25 protein-coding genes are annotated in these 21781 nt (G+C 71.0%); 19 read left to right on the top strand and 6 right to left on the bottom strand.

Going from position 1 to position 21781, the window contains the following annotated elements:
- Positions 1–56 precede the first annotated feature (56 nt).
- The 5 genes from ACWGJ5_RS03150 (at position 57) to ACWGJ5_RS03170 (ending at position 5972) form a co-directional block, all read left to right on the top strand.
- Positions 57–953: a winged helix-turn-helix transcriptional regulator gene (locus ACWGJ5_RS03150; RefSeq protein ID WP_453308045.1), complete on the top strand. Its 897-nt coding sequence runs from the start codon at positions 57–59 to the stop codon at positions 951–953.
- Positions 954–1098: 145 nt separating this feature from the next.
- Positions 1099–2547, top strand: a complete 1449-nt coding sequence (gene argG, locus ACWGJ5_RS03155; protein WP_453308046.1) for an argininosuccinate synthase — start codon at positions 1099–1101, stop codon at positions 2545–2547.
- 150 nt (positions 2548–2697) lie between these two features.
- Entirely contained in the window at positions 2698–3654 is a 957-nt protein-coding gene (locus ACWGJ5_RS03160; protein ID WP_385308829.1) for a GlxA family transcriptional regulator, read from the top strand.
- A gap of 115 nt (positions 3655–3769) precedes the next feature.
- On the top strand, positions 3770–4783 hold the full coding sequence (gene gap / locus ACWGJ5_RS03165) for a type I glyceraldehyde-3-phosphate dehydrogenase (RefSeq protein ID WP_453308047.1): 1014 nt from the start codon (positions 3770–3772) through the stop codon (positions 4781–4783).
- A gap of 112 nt (positions 4784–4895) precedes the next feature.
- A complete protein-coding gene (locus tag ACWGJ5_RS03170) occupies positions 4896–5972 on the top strand; it encodes a fatty acid desaturase family protein (RefSeq protein WP_453308048.1) in 1077 nt (358 codons plus the stop codon).
- A gap of 188 nt (positions 5973–6160) precedes the next feature.
- Here ACWGJ5_RS03170 and ACWGJ5_RS03175 read toward each other — a convergent pair whose 3' ends face one another.
- Together ACWGJ5_RS03175 and ACWGJ5_RS03180 are read right to left on the bottom strand one after the other, a co-directional pair.
- Positions 6161–6823, bottom strand: coding sequence for a response regulator (locus ACWGJ5_RS03175; RefSeq protein WP_453308049.1), 663 nt, complete (start codon positions 6821–6823; stop codon positions 6161–6163).
- Positions 6820–8073: a sensor histidine kinase gene (locus ACWGJ5_RS03180; RefSeq protein ID WP_453308050.1), complete on the bottom strand. Its 1254-nt coding sequence runs from the start codon at positions 8071–8073 to the stop codon at positions 6820–6822. The genes ACWGJ5_RS03175 and ACWGJ5_RS03180 overlap by 4 nt, the downstream gene beginning before the upstream one ends.
- 133 nt (positions 8074–8206) lie before the next feature.
- On the opposite strand from ACWGJ5_RS03180, the gene ACWGJ5_RS03185 reads away from it, so the two are divergent.
- The 13 genes from ACWGJ5_RS03185 to ACWGJ5_RS03245 all read left to right on the top strand — a co-directional run bounded on the left by ACWGJ5_RS03185 (position 8207) and on the right by ACWGJ5_RS03245 (position 18650).
- Entirely contained in the window at positions 8207–9127 is a 921-nt protein-coding gene (locus ACWGJ5_RS03185; RefSeq protein ID WP_453308051.1) for an ABC transporter ATP-binding protein, read from the top strand.
- Complete coding sequence (locus ACWGJ5_RS03190; RefSeq protein WP_453308052.1) at positions 9124–9945, top strand: ABC transporter permease; 822 nt, start codon at positions 9124–9126, stop codon at positions 9943–9945. The genes ACWGJ5_RS03185 and ACWGJ5_RS03190 overlap by 4 nt, the downstream gene beginning before the upstream one ends.
- A gap of 157 nt (positions 9946–10102) precedes the next feature.
- Positions 10103–10267 carry a 50S ribosomal protein L33 gene (gene rpmG, locus ACWGJ5_RS03195; RefSeq protein WP_153537563.1) on the top strand — a complete coding sequence of 55 codons (165 nt, stop codon included), beginning with the start codon at positions 10103–10105 and terminating at the stop codon, positions 10265–10267.
- Positions 10268–10314: 47 nt separating this feature from the next.
- The gene (locus ACWGJ5_RS03200) at positions 10315–10575 is read left to right on the top strand and encodes a type B 50S ribosomal protein L31 (RefSeq protein ID WP_453308053.1); all 261 of its coding nucleotides are present in this window, start codon (positions 10315–10317) and stop codon (positions 10573–10575) included.
- A gap of 36 nt (positions 10576–10611) precedes the next feature.
- The gene (gene ykgO, locus ACWGJ5_RS03205) at positions 10612–10734 is read left to right on the top strand and encodes a type B 50S ribosomal protein L36 (RefSeq protein WP_153537567.1); all 123 of its coding nucleotides are present in this window, start codon (positions 10612–10614) and stop codon (positions 10732–10734) included.
- A gap of 310 nt (positions 10735–11044) precedes the next feature.
- Positions 11045–11947 (top strand): polysaccharide deacetylase family protein, encoded by a 903-nt coding sequence (locus ACWGJ5_RS03210; RefSeq protein WP_453308054.1) that lies wholly within the window; start codon positions 11045–11047, stop codon positions 11945–11947.
- A gap of 209 nt (positions 11948–12156) precedes the next feature.
- On the top strand, positions 12157–13608 hold the full coding sequence (locus ACWGJ5_RS03215; protein ID WP_453308055.1) for a purine-cytosine permease family protein: 1452 nt from the start codon (positions 12157–12159) through the stop codon (positions 13606–13608).
- Between the two features lie 111 nt (positions 13609–13719).
- Positions 13720–14385, top strand: a complete 666-nt coding sequence (locus ACWGJ5_RS03220) for an acetate uptake transporter (protein WP_453308056.1) — start codon at positions 13720–13722, stop codon at positions 14383–14385.
- 203 nt (positions 14386–14588) lie between these two features.
- Positions 14589–15326: a hypothetical protein gene (locus ACWGJ5_RS03225; RefSeq protein ID WP_453308057.1), complete on the top strand. Its 738-nt coding sequence runs from the start codon at positions 14589–14591 to the stop codon at positions 15324–15326.
- A gap of 459 nt (positions 15327–15785) precedes the next feature.
- Positions 15786–16142 carry a hypothetical protein gene (locus tag ACWGJ5_RS03230; RefSeq protein ID WP_453308058.1) on the top strand — a complete coding sequence of 119 codons (357 nt, stop codon included), beginning with the start codon at positions 15786–15788 and terminating at the stop codon, positions 16140–16142.
- Positions 16142–17080, top strand: coding sequence for an NAD-dependent epimerase/dehydratase family protein (locus ACWGJ5_RS03235; protein WP_453308059.1), 939 nt, complete (start codon positions 16142–16144; stop codon positions 17078–17080). Before ACWGJ5_RS03230 ends, ACWGJ5_RS03235 begins: the two co-directional genes overlap by 1 nt.
- Positions 17077–18069 carry an RNA polymerase sigma-70 factor gene (locus tag ACWGJ5_RS03240; RefSeq protein WP_453308060.1) on the top strand — a complete coding sequence of 331 codons (993 nt, stop codon included), beginning with the start codon at positions 17077–17079 and terminating at the stop codon, positions 18067–18069. Before ACWGJ5_RS03235 ends, ACWGJ5_RS03240 begins: the two co-directional genes overlap by 4 nt.
- Positions 18066–18650 (top strand): NADPH-dependent FMN reductase, encoded by a 585-nt coding sequence (locus ACWGJ5_RS03245; protein ID WP_453308061.1) that lies wholly within the window; start codon positions 18066–18068, stop codon positions 18648–18650. Before ACWGJ5_RS03240 ends, ACWGJ5_RS03245 begins: the two co-directional genes overlap by 4 nt.
- 65 nt (positions 18651–18715) lie before the next feature.
- Here ACWGJ5_RS03245 and ACWGJ5_RS03250 read toward each other — a convergent pair whose 3' ends face one another.
- Positions 18716–19021, bottom strand: coding sequence for a GatB/YqeY domain-containing protein (locus ACWGJ5_RS03250; protein WP_385308977.1), 306 nt, complete (start codon positions 19019–19021; stop codon positions 18716–18718).
- Between the two features lie 110 nt (positions 19022–19131).
- Complete coding sequence (locus ACWGJ5_RS03255; protein WP_453308062.1) at positions 19132–19518, bottom strand: barstar family protein; 387 nt, start codon at positions 19516–19518, stop codon at positions 19132–19134.
- A 412-nt stretch (positions 19519–19930) separates the two neighbouring features.
- Here ACWGJ5_RS03255 and ACWGJ5_RS03260 point away from each other — a divergent pair, with 412 nt between their 5' ends.
- A complete protein-coding gene (locus ACWGJ5_RS03260; RefSeq protein ID WP_453308063.1) occupies positions 19931–20362 on the top strand; it encodes an ester cyclase in 432 nt (143 codons plus the stop codon).
- 36 nt (positions 20363–20398) lie between these two features.
- Here ACWGJ5_RS03260 and ACWGJ5_RS03265 read toward each other — a convergent pair whose 3' ends face one another.
- Together ACWGJ5_RS03265 and ACWGJ5_RS03270 are read right to left on the bottom strand one after the other, a co-directional pair.
- Positions 20399–20803, bottom strand: coding sequence for a RidA family protein (locus ACWGJ5_RS03265; RefSeq protein ID WP_453308064.1), 405 nt, complete (start codon positions 20801–20803; stop codon positions 20399–20401).
- Between the two features lie 321 nt (positions 20804–21124).
- On the bottom strand, positions 21125–21742 hold the full coding sequence (locus ACWGJ5_RS03270) for a TOPRIM nucleotidyl transferase/hydrolase domain-containing protein (RefSeq protein ID WP_453308065.1): 618 nt from the start codon (positions 21740–21742) through the stop codon (positions 21125–21127).
- Between the last annotated feature and the right edge of the window lie 39 nt (positions 21743–21781).

Here is a 21781-nt window from a genome sequence, read left to right on the forward strand (position 1 = left end):
GAACCTACTATGGAGGTCCGACAGCCTGTCAACGGCTTTGCCTGAGGAGCGCGACGATGAGTTCACGGCGGGTCGCGGACGACGCCTGCGGCATCGCGCAGGCCGCGGCGGTGGTGGGGGACTGGTGGAGCCTGCTCGTCCTGCGGGAGATCGCGCGCGGCCATGTGCGCTTCGACCGGCTCGCGGGCGAACTGGGCGTCTCCCGCAAGATCCTCAGCGAGCGCCTGCGCACCCTGACCGATCACCACGTGCTGGAGCGACGCCCGTACCAGGAGCGGCCGCCCCGCTACGAGTACGTACTCACCGAACAGGGCCGCGGCCTGGTGCCGGTCCTGGTGGCGCTGCAGGACTGGGCCGACCGGTGGCTGCTCGGTGACGGCACGCTCACCGGCGAGGCCCCCGACCACGGGGCCGAGGCCCAGCGGGTCGCCTCGCTCGTCGGCGAGACCGTACCCCTCGGTCTCCGGCTGCCGGGAACCGACGGCCGCTCGCACGACCCCGTGGCCGCCGCGCCCCGCCCCACGGTGCTGTTCGCCTACCCTGCGGCCGGCATCCCCGGTGTCCCGGCCGGTCTCGCCGGGCCGCCGATCCCCGGCAGCGCGGGCTGCACCCTGGAGAACCGCCAATTCCGCGCCGTCTGGCCGCAGTTCGAGGCGGCGGGCATCGCCGTCCACGGTGTGAGCACTCAGACCCCCGAGGAACAGGCCGCCTTCGCGCGGGCCGAGGACCTGCCCTTCCTCCTGCTGTCCGACGCCCAGCTCCAGCTCACCGCGGGCCTGCGGCTGCCGGCCTTCCGGGCCGGACAGGACCTGCGCATCAAGCGGCTGATCCTCGTCGTCGGTCCCGACCGGACCGTACGGCACACGCTGTTCCCGGTCACCGACATCCCCGCCGCGGTGGAGCAGGCCTTCACCCTCGCCGTCGCCGCCGGCGGGCATGCGCCTGCTGAGTGAGCCCGACGCCACCGCGCGCCACGCCGGTGGCGCGGCCCGGCCTCCGGGCGGGCGGCGTCGCGATCTCCGCCTTCGGCCGCCACCCCGGAACGAGAAGTTGGATCCGGGCTATGCATGGGCATGCGTAATGATGCATACTCTTCCTATGTCCAAGGTCCTCACTTCCCTTCCGGTCGGCGAGCGCGTCGGAATCGCCTTCTCCGGCGGCCTCGACACCTCGGTCGCCGTCGCGTGGATGCGCGACAAGGGCGCCGTCCCGTGCACCTACACCGCCGACATCGGCCAGTACGACGAGCCCGACATCGCCTCGGTACCCGGCCGTGCGACGACCTACGGTGCCGAGATCGCGCGCCTGGTCGACTGCCGTGCCGCCCTGGTCGAGGAGGGGCTGGCCGCGCTCGCGTGCGGCGCGTTCCACATCCGCTCGGGCGGGCGTGCCTACTTCAACACCACGCCCCTCGGCCGTGCCGTCACCGGCACCCTCCTGGTCCGGGCGATGCTCGAGGACGACGTACAGATCTGGGGCGACGGCTCCACCTTCAAGGGCAACGACATCGAGCGGTTCTACCGCTACGGCCTGCTCGCCAACCCGCACCTGCGGATCTACAAGCCCTGGCTGGACTCCGACTTCGTGACCGAGCTGGGCGGCCGCAAGGAGATGTCCGAGTGGCTGCTCGCGCACGGCCTGCCGTACCGCGACAGCACGGAGAAGGCGTACTCGACCGACGCCAACATCTGGGGCGCGACCCACGAGGCGAAGACCCTGGAGCACCTGGACACCGGGGTCGAGACCGTCGAGCCGATCATGGGCGTGCGGTTCTGGGACCCCTCGGTCGAGATCGCCCCCGAGGACGTGACGATCGGCTTCGACCAGGGCCGTCCGGTGACGGTCAACGGCAAGGAGTTCGCCTCGCCGGTCGAGCTGGTCATGGAGGCCAACGCCATCGGCGGCCGGCACGGGCTCGGCATGTCGGACCAGATCGAGAACCGGATCATCGAGGCCAAGAGCCGCGGCATCTACGAGGCGCCCGGCATGGCCCTGCTGCACGCGGCCTACGAGCGCCTGGTCAACGCGATCCACAACGAGGACACCCTCGCCCAGTACCACAACGAGGGCCGCAAGCTCGGCCGCCTCATGTACGAGGGCCGCTGGCTGGACCCGCAGGCGCTGATGATCCGCGAGTCACTGCAGCGCTGGGTCGGTGCCGCGGTCACCGGCGAGGTGACCCTGCGGCTGCGGCGCGGTGAGGACTACTCGATCCTCGACACCACGGGCCCGGCGTTCAGCTACCACCCGGACAAACTGTCGATGGAGCGCACCGAGGACTCCGCGTTCGGCCCGGCGGACCGGATCGGCCAGCTCACCATGCGCAACCTGGACATCGCCGACTCCCGAGCGCGCCTGGAGCAGTACGCAGGGCTGGGCATGGTCGGCACCGAGCACCCGGCCCTGATCGGCGCCGCCCAGGCCGCCTCCACCGGCCTGATCGGTGCCATGCCGCAGGGTGGCGCCGAGGCGATCGCCTCCCGTGGCGAAGTCACGGAGGAGGACGCGGCCCTGGACCGCGCCGCGATGGAGTCCGGCACGGACTGACCCGTCGCACCGCCGCACACCTTGGGCAGCGGGCCCCGTCGGTTCACCTCCGACGGGGCCCGTCGTCGTACGCCCGTCGTCCGAGAAGACCTACCCGCAGGGACGGGGAGGGCTGCGAACACCTCGTGAGCTTCTCGTACCCTGTGTTCCGTGCCGTCCCCCCGTCTGCGACGCGTCGCCGTCCTGGTGCTCGAAGGCGCCAAACCGCTCGATGTCGGGATCCCCGCCCAGGTGTTCACGACGCGGGCGAGCATGCCGTACGAGGTACGGGTGTGCGGGGCGCAGCCCGGGCTCGTCGCGGGCGGAGACGGGCTGTCGTACCACGTCGCCCACGGGCTCGACGCGCTCGCGTGGGCGGACATCGTCTTCATCCCCGGATACCGGTTTCCGGACCGCGAGGATCCGCCGCGGTCCGTCGTCGACGCGCTGCTCGCCGCCCACGCCCGGGGCACGCGGCTCGCCGCCATCTCGACGGGGGCCTTCGCGCTCGCGGCCACGGGACTGCTCGACGGCAAGCGTGCGACGACGCACTGGCACTACTCGCGGGCCCTCGCCGCGAAGCACCCGCTGATCCGGGTGGACGAGAACGTGCTCTTCGTCGACGAGGGCAGCGTGCTGACATCGGCCGGCGCCGCCTCCGGCATCGACCTGTGCCTGCACATCCTGCGCAAGGACCTCGGGGTCGCCGTGTCCAACCACGCGGCACGGCGCCTGGTCGCCGCCCCCTACCGCAGTGGCGGACAGGCCCAGTACGTGCCGCGCAGTGTGCCCGAGCCGCTCGGCGAACGGTTCGCCGCCACCCGCGAGTGGGCGCTGCACCGCCTCGGCGAGCCCCTCACCCTCACGGTGCTCGCACGGCACGCCGCGGTCTCGCCGCGCACCCTCTCCCGGCGCTTCGTCGAGGACACCGGATACACGCCCATGCAGTGGGTGATGCGCGCCCGCGTCGACCTGGCCCGCGAGCTGCTCGAACGTTCCGAGCGCAGCATCGAGCAGATCGCCGCCGACGTCGGCCTGGGCACCGGCACCAATCTGCGGACCCACTTCCAGCAGATCCTCGGCACCACCCCGAGCGAATACCGGCGCACCTTCACCCAGGGCGAATAGCCCCCTGGCGCGATCCTTGCGAACCATGGCGCTCTCGACACGGTCATGCGCGAAGGCGGCACGCGACGCTGGTGGGGAACCGAGGGAGCCGACGGGAACCGAAGGGACACCGCCCATGACTCGCATTGCCATCAACGGATTTGGCCGTATCGGACGCAACGTGCTGCGCGCTCTGCTCGAACGCGGCAGCGCCCTCGAAGTCGTCGCCGTGAACGACCTGACGGAACCCGCGACCCTCGCACGGCTGCTCGCCTACGACAGCACGGCCGGCCGGCTCGGCCGTCCCGTGACCGCCGACGGAGACGCCCTCGTCGTCGACGGCCGTCGCATCACCGTCCTCGCCGAGCGCGAGCCGTCGCAGCTGCCGTGGGCCGACCTCGGCGTGGACATCGTCCTGGAGGCGACCGGCCGCTTCACCTCGGCGAAGGCCGCCCGGGCACACCTCGACGCCGGCGCGAAAAAGGTGCTCGTGAGCGCGCCGTCCGACGGAGCCGACGTCACGCTCGCGTACGGGGTCAACACCGACGCCTACGACCCGGACCTGCACACGATCGTCTCGAACGCCTCCTGCACCACCAACGCCCTCGCGCCGCTGGCTGCCGTGCTGGACGAACTCGCCGGGATCGAGCACGGCTTCATGACGACCGTGCACGCCTACACGCAGGAGCAGAACCTGCAGGACGGTCCGCACCGCGACGCCCGCCGTGCCCGTGCCGCCGCGGTCAACATCGTGCCGACAACGACGGGCGCGGCCAAGGCGATCGGCCTGGTGCTGCCGGGCCTCGACGGCAAGCTGTCGGGCGACTCGATCCGTGTGCCCGTTCCGGTGGGCTCGATCGTGGAGCTCAACACGACCGTCGCGCGTGACGTGACCCGCGACGACGTCCTGGCCGCGTACCGCGCCGCGGCACAGGGACCGCTCGCCGGCGTCCTCGAATACTCCGACGACCCTCTCGTGTCCTCCGACATCACCGGCAATCCGGCCTCGTCGATCTTCGACTCGGCCCTCACCCGAGTCGACGGCCGGCACATCAAGGTGGTCGCCTGGTACGACAACGAGTGGGGCTTCTCCAACCGCGTGATCGACACGCTCGAACTCCTCGCCGGGTCGCCCTCCCGAGAAGCCTGAGGTCAGCGGCTCGGCCGGGGGGCAACACCCTGGGGTGGCGTAGGGAAAGCCCCCCATCGGGTCGGGGCCTGACCGGATGTTCCGGTCGGACGGGCGCGCCGAGACTCGACGCATGACGATCTCCACGCATGCCTCGGCCGCCGCCGAGGCGTCCGCCGCCCGTGCCCGTACGTCCGGCCCCGGAGGCGGCAGCGACTTCGCGCGGCTGTCCCGGCGTATCACCGAGGCGGGCCTGATGAGGCGGCGCCCCGGCTACTACACGGCACGGCTCGCTCTGGTGACCGCGCTGCTGGCGGCGGGCTGGGGCGCCTTCCTCGTGCTCGGCGACACCTGGTGGCAGCTCGCGGTGGCGGCCTTCCTGGCCTTGGCCTTCGGTCAAGTCGCCCTGGTGGCACATGACCTGGCTCACCGTCAGGTGTTCCGGCGGGGGCGTCCGAGCGAGAACTGGGGCCGGCTCTTCGGCAATCTCGGAATCGGCATGAGTTACGGCTGGTGGATGAACAAGCACACCCGCCACCACGCCAACCCCAACCACGAGGAACTCGACCCGGATGTCGCCCCGGACATCCTGGTGTGGTCCACCGCCCAGGCCCGCGACAGCCGTGGCCTCGCCCGTCTCATCGGGGGGCACCAGGCGTGGCTGTTCTTCCCGCTGCTGACCCTGGAGGGCTTCAACCTGCATGTCGCGAGCCTGCGGGCGTTGCGCTCGTCCGCCATGAAGCACCGGTTCCTGGAAGCCGGCCTGCTCCTGCTTCACCTCACGGCCTATGTGTCCGCGCTGTTCCTGGTGCTCTCGCCCGGCAAGGCGGTCGCGTTCCTCTTCGTGCACCAGTGCCTCTTCGGTGTCTACCTCGGCTGCACCTTCGCACCGAACCACAAGGGCATGCCCACGTTCAGCGGCGACGAACGCCCCGACTTCCTGCGCCGCCAGGTCCTCACCTCCCGCAACGTACGCGGCGGCCGGCTCACCGATGTGCTGCTCGGCGGGCTCAACTACCAGATCGAGCACCACCTGTTCCCGAGCATGCCCACACCCCATCTGCGGCGGGCCCAGGTCATCGTCCGCGCGTACTGTGCGGAGATCGGCGTGCCGTACCACGAGACCGGCCTGATCCGGTCCTACCGCGAGGCCCTCACCCACATGCACCGGGTGGGAGAACCGATCAGGCGGCAGCGGAGGGCATCCTGACGACAGGCGCAGGGGATTGTGACGGAGCCTGACGACAGCGGCCCGGAAGGCCTGCGCCCGCCTGAGCCCGCGAGCAGCATCGCGCGTGGACCGGACGGCGGCCGTGGAAGCGGGCGTCCGGGGGCGCTCACCCGAGGCTGACGGTCCGGCCGTGCCATTCCGGGGCGCGGCTCATCGTCGTACGGTGCTCAGTTCCACGGCGTGACCAGCCCCGCCTCGTACGCGGTGATCACGAGCTGAACCCGGTCGCGGGCACCGAGTTTGGTGAGCAGCCGGGACACATGTGACTTGGCGGTGGCCACCGTGATGAAGAGGTCCTGCGCGATCTCGGTGTTGGACCGCCCGCGTCCGACCAGGGTCAGCACCTCCCGTTCCCGCTCGGTGATGCCCTCGAGCAGTCGCCCGGAGCGCTCCGGAACGGCCGTCCGGCGTTCGACGAAGTCCGCGATCAGACGGCGTGTCACACTCGGCGCGATCAGTGCGTCGCCGGCGGCGACCACGCGGATCGCGGCGAGGATGTCGTCCAGTGCCATGTCCTTGACGGCGAAGCCACTGGCACCGGCCCGCAGTGCGCCGTAGACATGGTCGTCCTCGTCGAAGGTGGTGAGGATCAGCACGCGGGTCGACGCGTGGCCGGCCGTGATCAGGCGTGTGGCCTCGATGCCGTCCGTGCCGGGCATCCGGATGTCCATGACCACGACGTCGGGGCCGGTCTCCCGGACCTGCCGGACCGCCTCCTCGCCGGTGGCGGCCTCGCCGACGACCTCCAGGTCGGGGTGATCGGCCATGAGGACCCGCAGTCCGGACCGTACCAGCGGCTGGTCGTCGGCGAGGACGATCCGGACGCTCATCGGGTCCCCACCGCGAGGCCGACGGGTTCGGGCAGCGGCAGCCGGGCCACCACGCGGAAGCCGCCCTCGGGACGCGGTCCGGCGCTGAACCGGCCGTGCAGCAGTGCGGCCCGCTCCCGCATGCCGACGATGCCGAAGCCGTGGCCCGAGCCGTCCCCGGCGGCACCGCGCCCGTCGTCGACGACCTCCACGCACAACTCCTCGTCGCCGTAGTCGACGGCAACCGTGCAGTGCCCGGTGCCCGCGTGGCGGACCACGTTGGTCAGCGCCTCCTGCACGATACGGTAGGCCGACAGATCGACGTCGGCCGGCAGCGGCCGCCGCTCCCCGCTGACGCGCACCTCGACTCGTACCCCGGCCTCCGCCGTCGCCGCAACCAGCCGTTCGACGTCCGCCAGACCCGGTGAGGGCGCGGGCCGCGTCTGTTCCGCCGTCGCGGCGCCCGGCTCGGCCTGACGGAGTGCCACCAGGGTGCGGCGCAGGCCGGACAGGGTCTGTCTGCTGGTGTTCTCGATGGCTCGCAGAGCGTCGCGGGCCGCATCGGGTTGTGTGTGGATGACCCGGCTGCCCACCCCCGCCTGGATCGCGATGATGCCGACGGAGTGCGCGATCATGTCGTGCAACTCCCTTGCGATCCGCAGCCGTTCGGCGGTGACCGCCTCGGCGACCTCCTGTGCGCGCAGCGCCACCGCGTGCTCGCGGCGCTCGCGGCTCAGCAGTCCGAGCATGCACGACGCGGCCATCGCCAGCAGGCCGACCACACCGTCCAAGATCAGGAACTCCGGACGGTGTGCGAACAAGCCGATCGCCATCAACTGCACACCGAATGCCAGAGCCACGGCGACGACGGAGACCCGGCGCCTGCACGTGGCGACGATGTACCCCAGGACGAGGTCCGCCGCCAGGTACGCCAGGAACTGGCCCTGATAGGACAGCGTCAGGCTCGCAGTGGTGGTGCGAAGAGGGACGACCACCACGGCGGTGGCGCCGAAAAGCGTCAGCGCCAGGGCCGTCAGCGGCGTCCGCCGCAGCACCCCGACGAGCAGGGCAAGCGCCGGCAGTGCCCCGACCGCGAGAAGCGGGCCCGAGTCCGGTGGCGCGCCTGACACCAGGACCAGCGACAGGAAGACGTACAGCACGCCCCCCGCCCAGGCCGTGACCGTCGCTCTCGTCACCACGGTCGGGCCCTTCCGGCGATTGCGTCGCGCTCCGAAGGACGCGAGGGTGGCCGGGTCGTCGGTGGTGGTCATGCCGCGAGACTAACCAGTCGGCCCCGGCCACGGCATCGGCCCCGGGACGTACACCCGCGGGCCAATCCGGTGCGCGCGTCTGCCGCCCACGGCCCCATGCCCGCACAGGGCGCCTCCGGGCACCGTTGTCGCCGTGATCGAAGTCAACGAACTCACCAAGCGCTACGGCGACAAGACGGCTGTGGAGCGCCTGACCTTCACCGTGCGGCCGGGACAGGTCACCGGCTTCCTCGGCCCCAACGGAGCCGGCAAGACCACCACCCTGAGGATGATCCTCGGCCTCGACGAACCCACCGGCGGCTCCGCCACGGTCGGCGAGTCCGACTTCCGCAGCCACCCGCGTGGCCTGCGGCACGTCGGCGCACTCCTGGACGCCGGCCAGGTGCACGGCGGACGCAGCGCGGCAGCCCACCTGTCCGCACTGGCCCGAAGCAACGGCATCGCGCCGCGGCGGGTCGAGGAGGTGCTCCAGGAGGTCGGGCTGGCCGAGGCCGCGAGACGGCGAATCGGCGGTTTCTCGCTCGGCATGAAGCAACGGCTCGGTATCGCCGCCGCCTTGCTCGGCGATCCACCGGTGCTGATGTTCGACGAGCCGATCAACGGCATGGACCCCGAAGGCGTTCTCTGGGTGCGGCGCCTCTTCCGCCGACTGGCCGCCGAGGGACGTACGGTCTTCCTCTCCAGCCACCTGATGTCGGAGATGGAGAACACCGCCGACCAGCTCGTCGTCATCGGCCGGGGCCGGCTGATCGCCGCCGAGTCGCTGGAGGAGTTCGCGGCCCGCGGCACCCACCGCGGCGTGGTGGTGGGCAGCCCGCGGGCCACGGAACTGGCGGCCGTCCTGACCGCCGCCGGAGCGTCGATCGCGCCGCAGGGCCCGGCGGGCGCCGGGAGACTCGCCGTGACCGGCTTGCCGGCGGACCGGATCGGAGCGCTCGCCCTGGAACAGCGGATCCCGCTGACCGAGCTGACCACGCGAACGGCCTCACTGGAGGAGGCGTTCATGGAACTCACCGCCGACAGCGTCGAATACCTGGCAGGACAGCACCGATGACCACCCTCACCAGCCCCTCGCCCGCCCGTTTCCGTGACCTGATCGCCGCCGAGTGGATCAAGACGCGGTCCCTGCGCTCCACTTGGTGGACGATCGCACTCGCCGGCCTGTTCGTGGTCGGTTCCGCCGTCGTGGCGGCGCTCGCGGACTCCCACAACCTGGCGGCCGCCCGTACGACCCCGCGCGGCCCCGCCGACTTCCGGCCCTTCGACGCCTGTCCACAGCCCGGCTACATGACGCTGATGCTCGTCGCCGGCAGCGTCGGCGCCATCACGGTCGTCAGCGAGTACAGCAGCGGCCTGATCCGCACCACCACCGTGGCCGTCCCCGCCCGCGGCTCGGTGATCCTGGCCAAGGCGACCGTCGTGGCCGCGCTGTGGACGGCCGTCGGCACAGTCGTCGCCACCGGCTCCTTCCTCGTCTCCCAGGCCATCCTGGACGCACGTCACGCGGGCGTGTCGATCACGCATCCCGGAGTGCCGCGGGCACTCGTGGCCTCCGCGCTGCTGGCCCCCGTCTGCGCACTGATCGGGCTCGGCCTGGGCGTGCTGATCCGGCACAGCGCCGCCACCATGGCCACCTGCGCCTTCACGCTGCTGATGCTGCCCACCGTCTTCTCGCAGAGCAAGCGGTGGTCCGCCGACGTCAACCACTCCATGGTCGTCGCCGCCTGGCAGCGCCTGGTCCAGAACTGGGCACCGGAGCCCGGCTCCCGCATGTTCAGCGCCACGGTCCCCGGTTCCTGGACGGTGTACGGGCTGTGGCCGTTGATCGCGGTCGTCGTCGCCGTGCTCGTCGTCAGAGGGCGGGACGTGTGACAGCCGGCTCCGACGACATGCTCGCGGAGTCCCGCGAGAGGGCCCGCCACCGCACACCGTGAGCGGCGGGAATGCCTGCGGCCCCTGCGCGGTTCACCTCATCGAGTCCGCTGACATGCCCTGGCCAATCCCGGGGTGCGGGTGAAGGGAGATTCTCATGGCACGCAGCACCGTGCGTCCCGTCGTCAGGCTGAAGTCGACGGCGGGTACCGGCGTCACCTACGTGACGCGCAAGAACCGTCTGAGCGACCCCGACCGGCTCGTCCTGCGCAAGTACGACCCGGTCGCCGGCCGGCACGTCACCTTCCGCGAGGAACGCTGAACCACGCCGCCGCCCTCTCGGGCCGACGGCCACCAGGAGGCACACCCATGAGGCCAGGCATCCATCCCGCATCCCGGCCCGTCGTCTTCCGCGACCGGGCCGCCGACGCCCTCTTCCTGACCCGTTCGACCGCCACCGCGTCGAAGACCGTCGTCTGGGAGGACGGCACCACCTACCCGCTGGTCGACGTGGAGATCTCGTCGGCGAGCCACCCCTTCTACACCGGCAAGGCGCGGGTCGTCGACGCCGCCGGCCGCATCGAACGCTTCCACCGCCGCTACGGCCGTCCTGCCACGTCCCGCGGCTGACCGCCCTGTGTTCCTGAGTACGAGGAGAATCCAGCCATGAAGGTGCGCAAGTCCCTGCGCTCACTGAAGTCCAAGCCGGGCGCCCAGCTGGTGCGCCGCCGCGGGGTGGTCTTCGTCGTGAACAAGAAGAACCCCCGCTTCAAGGCACGCCAGGGCTGACCGGCGTCGACGGGAGGACATGTGCCCGGTCCTGCCCCGCGCAGGGCCGGCCCGCACCGGGTGTCCCCCTCCGACGGGGCGTCCTCCGCCGTGCGGCGCCGCGAACCGTCTGCGCCCCCGCCTGCACGCCGCTCCACGCCGTACCGGTCCCAGCCGGGAACGGCAGGCGGTGCCACCGTGCCTCGGCTCGCGCCCGATTCTGGATGATCTCTTACCGCCGTCTTCACGGCCGCGGACGGTCCGCTGCGTACGGTTGCCGACGTGGGCGGCTGTCGACCGCGGCAGCCTTCGATCAGGTGTGGGGGAACGGATGGCGGCTGGTCGCCGTGCGGTGCTGGCCGCCATGGCGGGAGGGCTGCTCGCCGGTTGCGCGGGCCCGGAGAACGGCGGCGGCGCCTCCGTCACCCCCTCCTCCGGCCCGGCCGGAGCGGACTCGGGCGCGGCACCCCCGCCCACCCCCGGCACGACCCCCTCGGCCACGGCCGCCACCACGCGGCCGCCCGTCACCCGCGCGGAGATCGTGGCCCGCTACGGGCGCAGCAAGCCGCACACCTGGGGCTTCGACGCCCCGGGCGTGGTGCACTCCCTGCCGCGCACGACCCGCGACATCGCGCTGACCTTCGACGCGTGCGGCGGTCCGGGCGGCAGCGGCTATGACCGGGCGCTCATCGACTTTCTCCGCGCACGGCACATCCCCGCGACGCTGTTCATCAATTCCCGCTGGATCGACGCCAACCCGGCGGTGTTCCACCGGTTGGCCGGCGACCCGCTGTTCGAGATCGCCAACCACGGCACCCGGCACCGCCCGCTGTCCGTCACCGGTCGCTCCGCCTACGGCATTCCCGGTACCGAAGGAGCGGGCGAGGTGTACGACGAGATCGCCGGCAACCGGGCCAAGCTGGCCCGCCTGCTGGGCGCCCCGCCGCGCTTCTTCCGGTCCGGCACCGCGTACTGCGACGACATCGCGGCCCGCATCGTGACCGACCTCGCAGAACGCTTCGTCAGCTTCTCCGTCAACGGTGACGGCGGCGCCACCTTCACCGCCGAGCAGGTGCACACCACCGTCGCCTCGGCCCGGGCCGGTTCCATCGTCCTGTGCCACATGAACCACCCCGAGCGCGGCACCGCACGGGGCATCGCAAGCGCCGTCCCGCACCTGCTGGCCAGGGGCCACCGCTTCGTCCGCCTCTCGGACGCCCTGCACCGGACCTGACATGTGTCACGGATCGGGACGATGGACGTACCGATCGTGACCAGTCGTCGCGCAGGGTGACCGCACCGACGGCAGTGCGCCGAACGCGGCGTGCCGGGCTCGCTCCGCTGCCGCTCGCGGCCCTTACTGGCCATGTCGCAGCACTCGTCACCGCGTCCCCGTCGGATCACAATGTGTCCCACAGGCAGACCGGCCGCCGGGGAGGCGTCGTGAGCACATCAGCTGAGCCAAGGGTGTCCGGCCTCGAGGTCCGGTCCATCGACTACGTCCCCCTGGACGAGCGGCACGGCAAGCTCTGGCACCTGGGCCCGCTCTGGTTCATGTCCAACGCCCAGATCGCGACCCTGGCCGTGGGGCTCATCAGCATCACCGAGGGCGGCAACCTGATCTGGTCCCTGCTGGCCATCGTCGCCGGCACCGTCATCGGCACCTTCTTCATGGCCTTCCACTCGGCACAGGGACCCCAGCTGGGCCTGCCCCAGATGATCCAGTCGCGGCCCCAGTTCGGTTACGTCGGCGCCCTCCTGGTGTGGCTCTTCGCCTATGTGCAGTACGCGGGATTCAACGTCTTCAACAGCATCCTCGCCGCCGACTCCCTGCACACCACCCTGCACGGCAGCGTCAAACTGTGGGTGGTCGTGGTCACCGTCGTCGCGCTCGTGATCGCGCTGGTGGGCTACGACATCATCCACAAGGCCGAGAGAGTCCTGACGTACACCTTCCTGGTCGTCTTCGGGATCTTCACCGTGGGCGTGCTCGTCACGCTGCACTATCCGGCGGGCTCCTTCGACCTCGGCGCCTTCAAGTGGACGCCGTTCCTGGCGCAGTTCGGCGTGGTCGCCGGCTACCAGATCAGCTGGGCCATCTACGTGTCCGACTACTCGCGCTACCTCCCGCCGGACGTGACGGTCCGCAAGACCTTCTACTGGACGTACTTCGGCTCCGCGCTCGGCGGCATCTGGCTGATGGTCCTCGGCACGCTGCTCGCCGCCTGGGCCGGCAAGGACTTCGAGACGATCAAGTCGATCAACGCCGCCGGAGACAAGGTGTTCGACGGCTTCGGCGCGGTCGTGCTGCTCTTCGCCGCGCTGGGCCTGGTGTCCGTCACCGCGCTGAACATGTACGGCGGTTCGCTGACCCTCATCAGCGGCATCGACTCGTTCAAGCGGGTGCGGCCGACACTGGGCGTACGCCTGCTGACCATCGGTCTGACCGCGGCTCTCTCCCTGGTCGGCGCACTGGCCGCGACCTCCAACTTCCTCGAGAACTTCAACAACTTCCTGCTGCTGGTCCTCTACCTGTTCATCCCGTGGACCGCGGTGAACCTGATGGACTACTACGTGGTGCGCCGCGGTCACTACGCGATCGCGGAGATCTTCAACCCGCGTGGCATCTACGGCCGTTGGGGCTGGCACGGCATCATCTCCTACGTGGTCGGCTTCGCCGTCATGATCCCGTTCTTCTCCGTCGGCACCCTGTACGTGGGTCCCGCCGCCAAGGCGCTGGACGGAGCCGACATCTCGTTGTTCATCGGCCTTCCGGTCGCCGCGCTGCTGTACCGGTGGCTGACCCGCTCGATCGACGTGGCTGCCGAGACACGCATCGCCCAGGCCGAGGCGGAGGCGCTGGAGCAGGCGGCCCACGAGCACCGCGAGCCCTGACGGCTGCTGCCGGCCGGGGCTGGACCGCTCTGGTACGTCTACCAAATACGACAAATGGGTACTTTCTGTAAGGTAGGCGCAGGCGGCTCTGGTCGAAGGGATGTGCCGGTCATGAACGAGGACACGAGGAGCCTCCACCCCGAGCAGCCATCCGCGGAGAACGCGCGCCCGGCGGTATGGGGCGATCCTGCCGCGCTGGGCCTGGCCGGCTTCGCGCTGACCACGCTGATGCTCTCGATCATCAACACCAACCTGCTGAAGGAGGCCGGCGCCATCGTGCCGTTGCTGGGTCTTGCCGCGTTCTACGGCGGCCTCGCCCAGTTCGTCGCGGGCTTGTTCGAGTTCCGCCGCGGCAATACGTTCGGTGCGACGATGTTCTGCTCGTACGCCGCCTTCTGGCTGTCCTACTGGTGGATCGTCCCGCGACTGGCGTTCGCCGGTGACACGCACAACGCGCTCGGTCTGTTCCTGCTCGGCTGGATGATCTTCACCGCGTTCATGGCCGTCGCCGCGCTGCGGGTCAGCCTCGCCGTGCTGGCGGTGCTGGCACTGCTCACGCTCACCTACCTCTTCCTGGCCATCGGCGCCTTCCAGACCGGCGCGCAGCCCCACGCCATGACGCAGGTGGGCGGATGGTTCGGCATCCTCACGGGACTCGCCGCCTGGTACGCCGCGGCGGCGACCGTCATCAACGACACACACGGCCGCACCCTGCTGCCCGCGGGCCCGCGCCGGCCCGGCGTGGCCCGACCGGCAGGGGAGGAGCGGATCGTCTGAGGCCGCCGCGGGACGGCAGCGGTCCGCTTCGGCAGCCGGCCCCCCGCTCGGGCCGAGGCGGCGCCGACCGGCATACCGCCGGCGGCTGGTTCGGCGCGCCACCGTGCGACTCCGTCGAAGTGCTGCCGTCCGACAACACGCACGACCGCCTCACAGGAGTCCCGGTTCCCGCCGACACACACCGGGCCGGGACAATCCCCGTCATGAACGACGACATGGCTGACGCCCGGAGCAGACTGGCCAGGATCGAGCAGTTGCTGGAGAGCGGCGAACGGGAACTGGTCCCCGCCTGGCGCCGGGCGACCCGTGGTGAGCCGCGCTGGACGGTGACGGCGGTGATCCTCGCGGCCGTGGCCCTGCAGCTGATCCTGCCGCACCGACTCATCCTCCTCCGCACGGTGTGGGCTCTGCCCGCGCTGGAGTTGCTGCTGCTGGCCGGACTGATCGCGGCCAACCCCCGGCGCGTGGAGCCCCACACCCGCCTGCTGCGGTACCTGGGCCTGGCCCTGACCTGCGTCATCAGCCTGGCCAACGGCTGGGCGGCGGTCCGGCTCGTAGAGGACCTGGTGAGCGGCAAAGGGGGAGAGAACGCCGTCCCGCTCCTGCTGACCGGTGGCGTCATCTGGGTGACGAACGTCATCGTGTTCGCCCTGTGGTACTGGGAGTGGGACCGGGGCGGACCCATGGCCCGGGTCCGGGGACAGCACCAGTTCCCCGACTTCCTCTTCGTCCAGATGCAGAGCCCGGAGCTGGCGCCGCCGGACTGGGAACCGGCGTTCCTGGACTACCTCTACCTCTCCTTCACCAACGCCACCGCCTTCAGCCCGACCGACGTCATGCCGCTGTCCCGCTGGTCCAAGATGCTGATGATGCTGCAGTCGTCGGTGTCCCTGGTGACCGTCGTCCTCGTGGTCGCCCGGGCGGTCAACATCCTGAAGTAGCCGCAAGGCGCAGTGCAGTTCAGGGCGCCGTACCCTGGGGGCACCACAGAGAGAAGCGGCTGAGGAACGCTCAGGCGGCCCGAACGCGGGAGACCCGCGCCGACGCCCGCAGGTGGGCGAGCGCTGCCGCACCGAGGCGCTGGAGATCCTGACCGCGCCCGAGCCGTGTGGCTGCGCCGCACCGGTCGGCCGCGGGAAGCGCCGGCAGCGCGCGGCGCGGCCCTCGCGCTCTGGGTACGCCGGGCGCCCAGGAGCGGGCCCTGCGCGCGCAGGAGGCGGCGCACGCCGCCCTGGCCCGGTCGCCGGGCACGTACGCGCTGTCGGCGGCTCGCACCAGAGCACTCAGCGTGTGGCCATCGCACGGGCGCTGGACGGCATGACGGCCGAGCGGCGGATGCCGCGCGCGACGCCCTCGACCAGTACTCCGCGCTGCTCGCCCTGGGCTGGGGCGACCTCGCCGTGGAGACCTCACGTCCGACCGCCGCGCCGGCCACCGTACCGGTCTGCCTCGGCGACATCGAAGACGCCGAAGACGCCGAAGACGCCGAACACGCCCTGGGGCAGGCCCTGTCCCGGCACTGCGCCTTGGCCCTGGCCGCCGACGATCCGGCCCTCGGCAGCGCCGACCGCTTCGCAGGCCGGTGGCTGCCCGACTCTCCCGAGCCCACCCACCACGGACTCGGCGCCGTACACCCGGTGGATCCGCGCTCCCCGGCCGGCGACGCACTCGGCTCCGGAGATCGGCTCGCCCATGTCACAGACGGCCGGGCTGTCTCGTCCCAGATCCCGGAGAACGACTTGGGATCAGGAAGGTGATGGTCATGCGGGTGTTCGTGGCGGGCGGAACCGGGGTGCTCGGGCGGCGGCTGGTGCCGCAGCTCCTGGCCAGGGGGCACCAGGTGACGGCCACGACGACGAGCGCGGCCAAGCTCGCCCTGGTGGAGAAGCTGGGCGCGGAAGCCGTCGTCATGGACGGACTGGACGCGGTGTCCGTCGGTGAGGCGGTGGCGGCCGCCCGGCCGGACGTGATCGTGCACCAGATGACCGGGATAGGCCCCGCGCACGCCGGCAAACCCGACCTGAAGCACTTCGACCGGTGGGCCGCGCCCACCATCAGGCTGCGCACCGAGGGAACCGACCACCTGCTGGCGGCGGCCGAGGCGACCGGCGTACCGCACTTCGTGGCCCAGGGCTACGCCAACTGGAACGGAATCCGCGAGGGCGGGTGGGTGAAGACCGAGGAGGACCCGCTGGACCTGCACGAGGGGACGCCCGCGTACGCGGCGATGGCCGCGCTGCGTCACGTCGAGGACGCGGTCGGCAGAACAGGCGGAGCGATCCTGCGCTACGGCGGGTTCTACGGGCCCGGCGCCACCGACGACCAGCTCGTGCTCGTCCGCAAACGGCAGTTCCCGCTGGTCGGGGACGGCACCGGATACGCCTCGTGGGTGCATCTCGACGACGCGGCGAGCGCCACCGTGCTCGCCGTGGAGCAGCGGGCGAGGGGCGCCTTCAACATCGTCGACGACGAACCCGCTCCGGAGAGCGCCTGGTTGCCGTATCTGGCGGCGTGCGCGGGTGCCAAGCCCCCGATGCGGGTGCCGAAGTGGCTGGCCCGGCTGCTGGCCGGGCAGGTCGTGGTGACGATGATGACCGAGGGCCGTGGCTTCTCCAACGCCAAGGCCAAGCGCGAACTCGGCTGGCAACTGCGCTATCCCTCGTGGCGCCAGGGCTTCAAGGAGGCCCTGACATGAGCCGGGTCGAGGAATTCGAGGAGCTGCGGCCCCTGCTGTTCTCGATCGCCTACCGCATCCTCGGCAGCGTGGCCGAGGCCGAGGACGCGGTTCAGGAGACCTGGCTGCGCTACGACCTCTCCGCGACCCGGCCGACGTCGACCAGGGCCTTTCTGTCGGCCACGGTCACGAACATCTCGATCGACGTCCTGCGCTCGGCCCGTGTGCGGCGCGAGGAGTACGTCGGACCGTGGTTCCCCGAGCCGCTGCTCACCGACCCCTACCAGGACCCCGAGCACGCGGCGGAACTGGCCGACTCGCTGTCCATGGCGTCCCTGCTCCTGCTGGAGCGGCTCAGTCCGCTCGAACGGGCCGTGTTCGTACTGCGGGAGGTGTTCGCCTTCGCCTTCCCCGACATCGCCGCCGCCGTGGGACGCTCCGAGGCGGCCTGCCGCCAGCTCGCCGTACGCGCCCGCCGCCACATGGACGCGGGCAGGCCGCGCTTCGAGGCCGACCGGAAGGAACGCGAAGAGCTCGCGGAACGGTTCTTCGGCGCCTTGAAGGACGGCGATGTGGACGGGCTGCGGCAACTCCTCGCCGCCGACGTACAGATGGCTGCGGACAGCGGCGGCAAGGCCCCGCAGTGGGCCGGGGGAATCCACGGCATCGACCAGATGTGCCAGATGCTCGACCAGCTCCTTTTGCCGTTCCTCGGCATCGGCGGCACCCTGGAGCCACGCCAGGTCAACGGCCGGCCGGGGGCGGTCTTCCGCGACCGCGACGGCAAGGTGGTCAACATCTGGACTCTCGACATCCTCGACGGGCGGATCCAGGCGATCCGCACGGTCAGCAATCCCGACAAACTCGGCCACATGGGCCCCGTCGCGGATGCCTGGGCCCTGCTGCGCGAAGCACAGCTGGCCCGCCGGAACATGGCCGGCCCGGAACCGACGGACCCGGCCACCACACGCAAGTTCGTACTGGAAGCAGAGCGGGAGAACCGGACATGACCAGGATCGGCATCATCATCGCCAGCACCCGACCCGGCCGCAGGGGCGACCGGGTGGCCGAGTGGGTACGGGACCTCGCCGCCGAACACGCGGGCGACGCGGCCGACTTCGAGCTCGTCGACCTGAAGGACTACGCGCTGCCGCTGCTCGACGAGGCCGTCCCGGCGCGTATGGCGCCGGGCGGACGACCGCACACCAGGCGATGGGCCGAGCGGATCGGTTCGTACGACGCCTTCGTCGTCGTCACTCCCGAGTACAACACCGTCCCTCCGGCCGCCCTGACCAACGCCATCGACTACCTCCACGAGGAGTGGGGCGGCAAGCCGGTCGGTTACGTGGGCTACGGCATCTTCGGCGCGGTCATGGCGGTGCAGAAGCTGCGCGCCCAGGCGGGCGTGCTGCGCATGGCGGACATCGGACCGCAGGTGGCGCTGTCGCTGCGCGAGGACTTCGTGAACTTCACCGACTTCCGTCCGCAGGAGCTGCACGTGCCCGAGGTGCACGGCCTGGTCGACGAGCTGCTGGCATGGGCGCGGGCACTCGCCCCGCTGCGGGCGGCGGCTTCTGCGGCGACCGCCTGAACGGCTTGCCGATGCTCGGCGGTCCCGGGACCGGGGCCGCCGAGTGCTCGCTTCGTGGTGCCAGGTCAGCCGAGGAGCCGGAGCAGTACGGCGGCCTCCGCGCGGAGCTGCGCTGCCCGGTCGGCCTGCGCGGGCGCCGTGAACTGCGCTGCGATCGCGAGCCGTTCGTCGGCCTCGGCGCGCACGATGTCGGTGATGTGCTGTTCGCTCAGCTCACGCCGGGCAGCCTCGGTGGCGCCGACACCGAGCGGCACCTGCTCGATGGCCGAGCCGCGCAGCTCGGCCGGGCCGACCGGTACCGCCTCGGCGTTGTCCACCGCCGCAAGCGTGGAACGCAGGGCGCTCACCGCGACCTTGTCGCGGGCACGCATCGCTTCTCGCAGGGCTTGACGCATGTGAAGGCGCAGAGACATGCCGGTGACTCTATGGTCCGTTCCCGGGACACTCAACGGAATATCCGCTCAGCGGGTTCCCGAAGCCCTCACCGCAGGCGCAGAGCGCCCGGTGCCCGGTCCTCGAAGATCTCGGTCAGCCAGTCGAAGACGGTCGCTCCGTGCCCGCTACGGGCCGCGGCCAGTTCGGCACTCACAAGTGCCCGGTTGGTGGGGTGGCAGCGCGCCAACCGGATCTCCAACTGGCGGGCCGTCTCCGCGTGGCCGAGATGCTCCCTGGACACCTGATGGTCTCGCCACTCCACCACGAAGTCATCGTCGTCCGGGGTGCCGAAGCCACCGCTGAGGCAGTCGGCGAAGGCGTCGAGGTTGCTGCCGAAGTAGCCGCCTGGACCGTTCACGGCTTCGCCGATGACTCGCCAGAAGTCTTCCATGGACCCGATCTGCGTGCCGTCCAGCACGTAAGTGACTGTCACCGCCCAGAGGTTACGCGCCGTGTCAGTCGATGTCCGCGTCGTCCGCGCCGTCCGATTCACCGACATGCCGCCGAGGCCTTCGCACAGCGGCTCGATGGGCTCGGTGCCGTTCCAACAGGCGCGCCAGAGGGGGGCGGTGCCGTCGGGAAACCGGAGCCATGTGCGGTCGTCGAGGTCGGCGATGCGCAGGACGTGACTTCGTCGTACAGGGCGGTCCCGGCCGCGGTGGGCATGGATCGACGCCGCCGTCGCCTGCCCGTGTGGCCAGCACGCGTGCGTAGGCGGGTCACGCTCGGGCGTGTCACATCCTGGCGGGCTGGTTCGTCATATGTGTGCAGTCAGTTGCGGCGGCGGAGGAGCCCCGGTGTGGATGTCCGCCCCGCACGTCCGTACCGGCCTGAGGGGAAGTCGTATGTCAACCGATGAGGAAACCCGTAACAAGGCGACGGCAGCGCGTCTTCATGACGCTGTGGCCACCAGAGATCCGGAGATCGTCTCGAAGGCGATCGACGAACTCGTGGCGCCGGACGTTCTGTTCCACGCACCGGTGCCGATGGGCATGACGGGGGTGGAGGCGCTCAAGCAGGTGTGGACGGTGCTCTTCCGCGCGTTCCCTGACCTGTACGTCACGGTCGAGGATGTGATCGCCGAGGGGGACAGGGTCGTGGCCAGGAACACGGTGACCGGGACCCACCGGGGCGAGTACCGGGGGATGCCGCCGACCGGCAGGTCCGTCACCTACGGGGAGATCTTCATCTTCCGTTTCGAGGGCGGCCGGATCGCTGAGATCTGGGGCGTGGTCGACGTCTTCTCACAGATGCGCCAGCTGGGGGTCGTCTCGTGAACGAACCAGCGTTCCACCCGCAGACCGTGACCGGGACTACCGAACCACGGCGGCCACACCGTCGATCTCGACGCGCACGCCGTCGCGCACGAGGTGCGTGACGACCGTCGTCCGGGCCGGAAACCGCGGGCAGTCCGCGAAGAACTCGCGGTACACCTTGTTGAAGGTCCCGAAGTCGGCCCTGTCCGCGAGGTAGCAGGTGCACCGGACGATCAGGTCCTTCCTGCTGCCCGCGGCGGTGACGACCGCAACGAGGTTGTGCAGAACCTGGCGGACCTGTGCGGAGAAGTCGTCCGGTATCTCGTGCGTGACGGGGTGGAGCGGGCCCTGGCCGGACGTGAACACCAGGTCGCCGACCTTGATGGCCTGAGACAGGGGCGGCTCGGTGCCATCGGGGAAGCGGACGAAGGGGGCGTTGTCGGTGCGGATGCCTTCGATCATGCGGGCATTGTGCTGCGCCTGGCCGTCCTCACGGAAGCGGAAATCCCTTTGCCCGGGCCCGTCACGCAAGCCGGCACTGAGGCCGTGCTCGGATTCGTCAGGACCGACAGCGAAGCCCTCGTCTCATGCCTGGGCGATCCTCGACGTACTACCGCGGCATACCGCGAACTGCTGCGCCGCGGGGGAGCACGCGGAGAGCGCCGTCCGGGCCGGCCCCTCCACGAACGGCGGAAACGCGGTGCAGCGACGGCTCCTTCCACGCCCCGGGGGACACGGAGGCCACCAGCGGACCCCGGGGGCGGATGAACATCGCCCCAGCGGTCAGAGGCTGGTCAGCAGGTCGTTGAGGGGCGCGGGTACGCGGTCGGGGGTGAGGGCCTCGACGAGGACGCGGCCGTAGTGGATCTTGCGCCCCTTCTTCGTGCCGAAGAACCGCCGCAACTGCTGGTGCGAGGTGCGGCCCCGTTGCGCGGGCTGGCGCAGGAAGGTCTGCAGGGCGCGCAGATCCCCCTCCGCTCGGACGAGTTCCTCCACCCGGGTCACGCCCAGCGCGCGGATGAGCTCGTCCTCCAGATCCGCCGCACAGACGAAGAACCCGCGCTGTGCTGAGCCGGCGCCCTCCAAGGCGCGGGCGTAGTAGCCACGCTCCCCCTCGTCGCACAGTCCGGTCAGGCGCAGGCCCAGGCCGGTTGGCCCGAGGAGGCGGGCGAAGCGCCCGACACTCATCGCACCGCCGATCGACAGGACGCAGACGCCTTCGGCAGCCAGGTCCCGGTCGCGGCGCGAGGCCAGCGCCTCGACCGCCGCGACGTCGCTCAGCCCTTCGAGCAGAACGGCGGCCCGGACGGGCAGCCGCTCGGCCAGCTCGCGCGCGAGATCGCCGGGTCCACCGGCCGCCCACGCGGTGACCGCTTCCCGGAACGACCTCATGTCAGCCATGCGATGAGTCTCCGCCCTCTCGGGCCACCGCGGTAGGGA

The organism is Streptomyces sp. NPDC054783, from assembly GCF_053611725.1.